Origin of the sequence: Chitinophaga sp. (assembly GCF_036569125.1) — a bacterium.
In the GTDB taxonomy this organism is placed as follows: domain Bacteria; phylum Bacteroidota; class Bacteroidia; order Chitinophagales; family Chitinophagaceae; genus Chitinophaga.
In genome coordinates, this window is the sequence record NZ_DATCRF010000111.1 from 1 (window position 1) to 3,709 (window position 3,709).

Below are 3,709 nucleotides of genomic sequence, written 5' to 3' on the forward strand. Positions count from 1 at the left end.
CAGCCAGGTAGTTAATAAAAACCCGGCTATCAGGAAAATGATGGATAGTGCCAGCTCCCAGTAAGCTACCGTGCCCGGTACGCCATAAGGCAGGCGCGCCATCATTACCATAGGGGATGTAAAAGGTATAATGCTGCCCCAAACTGCCAGCGCGCTGTTAGGATTTTGCACAGCCGATATCATGACCATAATACCAATAATGATCGGTAAGGTGATGGGAAAGGTAAGGGATTGTACATCATTCGGATCTTCATTTACCAGGCTGCCTACTGCCGCAAACAAGGCAGAGTAGAACAGGTATCCACCCAGGAAATAAAAGATAAAGCAGCTAATGAGCAGGCTCCAGTTAATGCTGCCTACTATAAAGTTTATTTTCTCCATTGCATCGGCCATTGCAGCATTATTGGCATTCTGCGCCATGGCGCCGCCCTGGTTAATGGTATGCACGGTATCGGCAGAAAGGAATAAGGGTAACAACATTTGTATCGTCATCAGCAATACACCCCAGATCAGGAACTGTAATAAACCTACCCCTGCAATGCCTACGATCTTACCCATCATCAGCTGAAAGGGCTTTACGCTGGAGATCATTACTTCGGCAATGCGGCTTACCTTCTCCTCCATTACCCCGCGCATTACCGACATGCCAAATACCATCAGTATAATATAAATAATAAACCCGCTGCCATAACCTACGGCATAAGCCACAGCGGAGCTGCCCCTGGTTTCCTCATCGCCGCTGCGGAAATCTATTTTCACATCACTCTTCACCTCATCCAGCTTTTGCCGGTCAATGCCGGCTATCTCCATCCGCTTTTTTTCTATTACATCATTTACCTGCCGGTTCAGGTTGCCTTCCAGCATAATGCTGGCGCGGCCTTTACTGTAGTATTCAATGCCGCTGGGGCGGTTTATGTCTATATCGGGAATGTATAATACGCCTGCGTAACCGTATTCCTGGTACTTGTGCTTAAAGGTGTCTATCTTCACCAGCTCCAGCGGTTTAAAATAAATGCCTTTGGCATCCGGCAGCTTGCCAATGAACAATTTGCTTTCGTCTATTACGGCTATACGTTTACTATCCTCCCCTTTTACTGCTATAAGAATGGGGATGATGATCGTACCGGCAAAGAACAGCGGTATTAATAAGGTTAATATTAAAAAGCTTTTCTTGCGTACGCGGGTACGGAATTCCCTTTTTATGATGAGCCAGATCTTATGCATATTCTTCGGTTTTCTGAACCTGGGTAATAAATATTTCGTTGAGGGTAGGTAATATCTCTTCAAAGTGGGTTACCGGTATCTCCTGCCGGATGAAGTGCAGCAGAATATCGTTGGTGCTGCTGTCCTCATTCAGCTTCACGGTATAGGCGTGGTCATGCTGCTTAATGATCGTAAAATGGTGCGTGGCCATTTGCGCAAAGTTAGGCACAACGCCTACGCCAATGCGGAACAGGTGCTGCTTAAAGGTTTGCTTAACTTCCTGCACCTGCCCTTCCAGCAGCTTGCGGCCTTTATTTACCAGTAAAATGCGGTCGCAAATTTCCTCTACCTGCTCCATGCGGTGGGTGCTGAAGATGATGGTGGTGCCGGCCTGGCTCAGGTCAAAGATCTCCTGTTTAATGAGGTTTGCGTTCAGCGGGTCCAGGCCGGAGAAGGGCTCGTCCAGGATCAGCAGGGAAGGGTTATGCAGGATGGTGGAAATGAACTGTACTTTTTGCTGCATGCCTTTGCTCAGCTCCTCTACCTTTTTATTCCACCAGGTATTCATGTCAAACTTATTGAACCAGTACTTCACTTTTTCCAGGGCCTCTTTTTCAGACAGGCCTTTCAGCTGGGCCAGGTACAGGGCCTGCTCTCCTACCTTCATCTTTTTATACAGCCCCCTTTCTTCCGGCATATAGCCAATGGAGTGCACATCTTCATGGGGGTTAAAAGGCCGTCCGTTAAACAATATATTACCTTCATCGGGGTAAAAGATGCCGGTGATCATGCGCAGCAGCGTGGTTTTGCCGGCGCCGTTAGGTCCCAGTAAACCAAAAATGCTGCCCCTGGGTATGTCAAAGCTGATATCATCCACTGCTTTGTGTGTGGCATAGTATTTTTTAAGGTGTTGCACCTCCAGTAAGTTCATGCTATAACAGGTAAGGTTAGGAAATAACTTACAATTAAGACCCAATATAAAAGAAAAAATTATGCTTCCCGCAGTTCATCCAGCAGTTTGCCTACCTGGCGCTGGTATTTTCCATAAGCGTAGCTCACCCACCACTCTACCAGCACTATTACTATAACCACCATTATAATGAACGCTACCACAAAAGAAATGATGATCGTCATTTTTTTATGCGGTGTAACCGGCGTGGCAGTAAAATGATCCAGGTCCAGCACGATCATGACCAGGTACAGCATTATAAGGGGCACAATGGAATAGTTGAAAGATCTATACATTTCAATATTCAGCTTTATATCATAATACACCTCATATAAATTATCTTTTGAGCTGAGCGTATTGGCATGCAGCCGCTGGTAAAACCGGTAGAACTTTGTGAGATGGAACACCGTAAGCATGATCAGCGCCGTATACATGGCATAGAAAGGAATGGGCGGCACACCCCGTATGGACAGCAAGGGAAAAAATCCCATCAGGGAAATGATAACAACGAGCATAATAAACTCCCTGCGCATATTTTTCCTGAGCTTTGTTACCGGCATGTGTGCGCTTTTCAGGCGCTGCAGGGTTTCCGGCAGCACGGCATCTTTCCCTTCATCACTGTTCCAGGCAGACTGTAGCTCGTCAAAATTCATAACCTTGTTGTTTTATAAGTGCTTTCAATTTTGTTTTGGCCCTGTTGAGCTTTACCCGGGTGTTGCCTTCACTGATGCCCAGGTTGGCGGCTATTTCTTTATGCGAATAATTTTCCAGGTGGTAAAAGATCAATGCCTTTTCTATATTATCCAGCTTTTGCACGGCTTTGTAAAAGTGCGCCAGCTGCAGCTCTTTGAGGACCGATGGATTTTCTTCCACCGCCATATGTTCCGGTAGCTCAGGGACGCTGCTGATCTTTTTATTTTCCTTCCTGAAAAAAACTACGGCGGTATTCAAAGCCACCCGGTACATCCAGGTAGAGAATTTACTTTGGCTGTTAAATGAATCATAGGATCTCCAAAGCTGGTATATGATCTCCTGGAAAAGATCCTGCTGATCCTCCGGGGTATCCATATACATTTTGGAAATTTTATGGATAATGCCTTTATGCACTTCCATAAGATTAAGGAATGCTGTTTCCCTGTTATTCAACGTAGCCATACTTTAATTCATAATAGCCCCTTTGCTGTGGTATTTGCGCCAGGTATTATGATCCATTTATATAATGAGTAGCTGCAAGCGGGGAATTGTTACAAGTTATCCTGCATTAAATTTTATGATGGCATCGGCAACCCTTTCTCCATCCATCGCAGCAGATACAATGCCGCCGGCATAACCGGCGCCTTCGCCACAGGGATATAAACCTTTTATCTGCGGATGCATGAGCGTATCATTATCGCGGGGTATACGTACCGGCGAGGAAGTACGGGATTCAGTGGCTACCAGTATAGCATTTTCTGTATAATAACCTTTCATTTTACGGCCAAAGGCTTTGAAAGCCGCTGCCAGCCGCGTGTGCACGGCGGGGGGCAATACCTTGCGTAAGTTGGTGCTGTGTACGCC

Annotated in this window: 5 protein-coding genes; all 5 read right to left on the bottom strand. The window is 46.1% G+C overall.

Annotated features, from left to right (window positions below):
• Window positions 1–1,224, bottom strand: a 1,224-nt coding sequence (locus VIM87_RS04015; RefSeq protein ID WP_331995727.1) for an ABC transporter permease, incomplete at its 3' end; no start/stop codon positions are given.
• On the bottom strand, window positions 1,217–2,134 hold the full coding sequence (locus tag VIM87_RS04020; RefSeq protein WP_331995728.1) for an ABC transporter ATP-binding protein: 918 nt from the start codon (window positions 2,132–2,134) through the stop codon (window positions 1,217–1,219). The genes VIM87_RS04020 and VIM87_RS04015, both read right to left, overlap by 8 nt.
• 59 nt (window positions 2,135–2,193) lie before the next feature.
• The gene (locus VIM87_RS04025) at window positions 2,194–2,805 is read right to left on the bottom strand and encodes a hypothetical protein (protein ID WP_331995729.1); all 612 of its coding nucleotides are present in this window, start codon (window positions 2,803–2,805) and stop codon (window positions 2,194–2,196) included.
• Window positions 2,795–3,307, bottom strand: coding sequence for an RNA polymerase sigma factor (locus tag VIM87_RS04030; protein WP_331995730.1), 513 nt, complete (start codon window positions 3,305–3,307; stop codon window positions 2,795–2,797). The genes VIM87_RS04025 and VIM87_RS04030 overlap by 11 nt, the downstream gene beginning before the upstream one ends.
• 96 nt (window positions 3,308–3,403) lie before the next feature.
• Window positions 3,404–3,709, bottom strand: a 306-nt coding sequence (locus VIM87_RS04035; RefSeq protein ID WP_349257564.1) for an FAD-dependent protein, incomplete at its 5' end; no start/stop codon positions are given.